Genomic DNA, 3,857 nt, shown 5'->3' with positions numbered 1-3,857 from the left:
GGGGTTCTCGTTACAACGGGGCGAAAAATTACGCTAAGCCTCAGTTGGCTTCGGCATGCCGCCGGTGGGAACACCTAAATGGGCGAGATAGCGGTAAATGGTAGCGCGGCCGACGCCGAGCAACTGGCCGATTTGGGCCACGGTCTTGTCCTGCTGTAAGTAGAGGGTTTTAGCGGCTTGTGCTTTCGAAAGGGCCTCCTTCGAGAGGCCTTTGGGTCGCCCCCCCTGCCGGCCCCGGGCCCGCGCCGCCGTGAGTCCGGCCTTGGTACGCTCGCGGATAGTGTCGCGCTCAAACTCGGCCAGCGAGGCAAACAGATTAAACATGAGCCGCCCCTGCGCCGTGGTGGTGTCCAGGTGGTCGTGCAGGCTCACGAAGTGGACGCCCTTTTCCTGAAAGCCCGTGACCAGCATCACCAGGTCTTTGAGCGAGCGGCCCAACCGGTCGAGTTTCCAGACCACCAGCGTATCGCCAGCGCGCAGCCGGGTCAGTAGCTGCTGGAGCTGCGGCCGGTCCTTAGCGGAGGAAACTTTCTCCTGGATGATGTCCGTGCAGCCGGCGGCTTGCAAGGCATCGACTTGTAGATGCAGCTGCTGTTCTCGGGTGCTGACGCGGGCGTAACCAATTTTCATGGGCGGGAGGCGGAAATTATCTCATAAAGTCAAGGAGGTAAAGATACGCGAACATAGTTTCGTGAGATAAGGAAATAGGACGTTTTTGGGCTTAGCTTAGGGGGCTTTTCGATGGCGTCGGCGTGTCGCCGGAAAACGGCCGTATTGCGAGACGCTCCTCCCGGCCCATGCCCCTAGATTTTCTGACCCAGGCCGAGCGCCAGCGCTACCAGCAACTGCCGACTTTTATCGCCGAGCGCGACCTGCGCCAGCACTTCCACCTGAGCGAAACGGACCGGGCCTTCGTGGCCACCTTTCGCGGGGCCAATAATCGGCTGGGCGTGGCCCTACAGTTGGGCCTGCTACGTTACTTGGGCTACTTGCCCGATGCCTGGGTAACAAGGGTGCCCGTTGGGTTGCGGGCCTTTGTGGCCGAGCAGCTGGCCGACGGCGTGCGGGGGGACCTGGCCGACTATGGGAGCCGGGAGGCCACGCGCACCGCCCATCTGCAAGCGGCCCTCAAGCACCTGGGCTGGAGTAAATGGACCCCACTGGAACAAGGCTGGCTGGAGCCGTGGCTGCTGGAGCGGGCCTTGGAACACGATAACGAGCGGCTCTTGCTGGAGCTGGCCTGTCAGAAGCTGCGCCAGCACCGGCTGCTGCGCCCGGCCATTGGCACGCTGGAGCGGCTGGTGGGCAGCCTGGCCGAGCAGGCCCACCGCGAATCGTTCCGCCGCCTGCGGCCGCTGCTCGACCAGCCCGGCCTGCTGACCACGCTCGACGCGCTGCTGGTGCCCGATCAGAGTCCGGCCGCCCTCACCCGGCACCGCTGGCTATGCCAGGCCGCGACAACAGCCAGCCCCCGCGCCCTAACGCAGGCGCTGGCCAAATTGGCCTTTCTCCAACAGTTGGGGGTAGCGAGCTGGGATACGAGCAGTCTGCACCTCAATCGCCAAAAGCGCCTGGCCCGGCTGGTACGGGCGCGCCGCAACAGCTACCTGCAGCGTCTGAGCCCGGAAAAGCGCTACCCCGCTTTGGTCGCCTTTCTGCGCGAGAGCCTGCTGGCCCTGACTGACTCGGTGGTCGAGCTGTTTGACCAGTATTGGGAAGCGCTGACAGCCAAGGCCCGCCGCGACCTCGACGCCTACCAGCAGCGCATGGCCGCCGCCAAGGACCAAGCCCTGCTCACCCTGAGCGAGGCGGCCCGCCTAGTCGTGGCGGAAGACGAGGTGGCGGGGCCGGCCTTGCGGGCCACGATTTACGAAGCCCTCTCCCGGGAGGCCCTGCTCGCGGCCCTAGAAGTGAGCCGCGCCCTGGTGCAGCCCAGTCGCCACTCCCACCTCGCGTTTCTGGCCGAGCGCTATGGTAGCGTCAAGCAGTTTTCCGGTCAGCTGCTGGCGCAGCTGCACATAGCCCACGCCTACCGGGGTGACGACTTTGCCCAGGCCCTCACGCTGGTGGCGGACCTGCAGGCGGGGCGGCGGCGCAAGCTGCCGGACGACTTACCGCAGGCCTTTATGACCCCGACCTGGGCCAAATTCGTGCGGGCCGCCGAAGTAGGGGATGCCCCAGCGGGCCACCGCCAGGCCTACGAGCTGGGCGTGCTCACGACCCTGCGCGAGCGACTGCGCTCGGGCGATGTGTATGTGCCTGACTCACGCCAGTATGCCCCGCTCGAAAGCTACCTGCTGCCTGCCGCCGAGTGGGCGGCCGTGCGGGCCGAAGCTTGCCAGCAACTCAATCTGCCCGCCCAACCCAGCGAGCGGATTGGCCAGCGCATCCGGGAGTTGCAGCAGCTGTTGCCGCAGGTAGAGGCGCTGCTCGGCAGTGGCCACGAGAGCTACCTCGACGAAGCTGCCGGCCGTTTGGTCGTGCCTCGTCTGCAGGCGGAAGAGCTGCCGGCTTCGGTGACGGCCTTGCAGGCGGAAATCACGCGCCGCCTGCCCCGCGTCGAACTCACAGACCTGCTGGTGGAGGTAGATGGCTGGACCCAGTTTGCGGCCCCGCTGCAGCCGCTGGAGGGTCGGGCCCCACGCCAGGCGCAGCACGCCACCTTGCGCTACGCCAGCCTGCTGGCGCTGGGCTGCACGATTCCGCTCACCGATATGGCCCAGAGCACGGGCCTTGACTACCAGGCCCTGTGGTGGACGGCGCGCAGCTGTCTGCGGGAGGAAACCCTGCGCCCAGCGACCACCCAACTGGTCAATTACCAGCACCGGCAGTGGCTGGCTGCGTATTGGGGCAACGGCACCCTGTCCTCTTCCGATGGCCAGCGCTTCCCCGTCAGCGGGGCCGTACGCAACGCCCGGGCCCTGCCCAAATACTTCGGCTACGGCCGCGGGGTCACGTTTTATACCCACACGGCCGACCAGTACGCGCAGTACGGCAGCCAGGTCATCGCCACGACGGAGCGCGACGCCACCTACGTTCTGGATGAAATCCTGGGCAACGAAACGGAGCTCGAAATCCTGGAGCACACCACCGATACGGCCGGCTACACCGACCTGGTCTTTGCCCTCTTCGACTTGTTGGGCCTCGAATTTACGCCCCGCCTGCGCGACATCGCCGACCAGAAGCTGAGCAAAATCAAGGGACTTGACCTGGACTACCCTGCCCTCAAGTTTACCGGTCAGGTCAACCCCACGTACCTGGCCCGCCACTGGGAAGAGCTAGTGCGCGTCGCGGGTTCGCTCAAATTGGGCTACGTCACTGCCTCACTCTTCATCCGCAAGCTCCAGGCCTACCCCCGGCAGCATCAGTTGACCTACGGCTTACAGGAATACGGCCGGCTAGTGAAAACCATTTTCATCCTGCGCTACCTCTTGCACCAACCCCTGCGCCGTAAAATCAACACCCAGCTCAACAAAGGCGAGCACCTGCACGCGCTGCGCAGCTGGCTCTGGTTCGGGGGCGACGGCGTGCTGCGTCGCAAACAAGAAGAGGCCCAGCAGGAAGTCGTGGGCTGCCTGAATCTGCTCACCAATGCCGTCGTCGTGTGGAACACGGTGTACATGCAGCAAGTCATTACCCAGCTGCGGGCCGAAGGGTATCCCGTTCAAGAAGRGGATCTGGTTCATCTTTCCCCCGCCCGCTTCGAGCACATCAACCGGCTGGGTAAATACACCTTCGCCGACCAACAAGCCTTGTTAGCCAATGGCTTACGCCCCCTTCGCCAGCCGGAGCACTCGTTCGCAACGGCCGCCTCACCGGCTTAGCGTAATTTTTCGCCCCGTTGTAACGAGAACCCC

Annotated in this window: 2 protein-coding genes; one reads left to right on the top strand and one right to left on the bottom strand. The window is 64.7% G+C overall.

The genetic code is table 11. The features are described 5' to 3' along the window. Positions 1-33: 33 nt before the first annotated feature. Positions 34-630, bottom strand: a complete 597-nt coding sequence (locus D0T11_RS21485) for a recombinase family protein (protein ID WP_119657856.1) — start codon at positions 628-630, stop codon at positions 34-36. 167 nt (positions 631-797) lie between these two features. On the opposite strand from D0T11_RS21485, the gene D0T11_RS21480 reads away from it, so the two are divergent. Beyond that, positions 798-3,824 carry a Tn3 family transposase gene (locus D0T11_RS21480; RefSeq protein WP_119657855.1) on the top strand — a complete coding sequence of 1,009 codons (3,027 nt, stop codon included), beginning with the start codon at positions 798-800 and terminating at the stop codon, positions 3,822-3,824. Positions 3,825-3,857 lie beyond the last annotated feature (33 nt).

Origin of the sequence: Hymenobacter rubripertinctus (assembly GCF_003583925.1) — a bacterium.
GTDB classification, from domain to species: Bacteria; Bacteroidota; Bacteroidia; order Cytophagales; family Hymenobacteraceae; genus Hymenobacter; species Hymenobacter rubripertinctus.
This window is presented reverse-complemented; position numbering and strand designations above follow the sequence as displayed.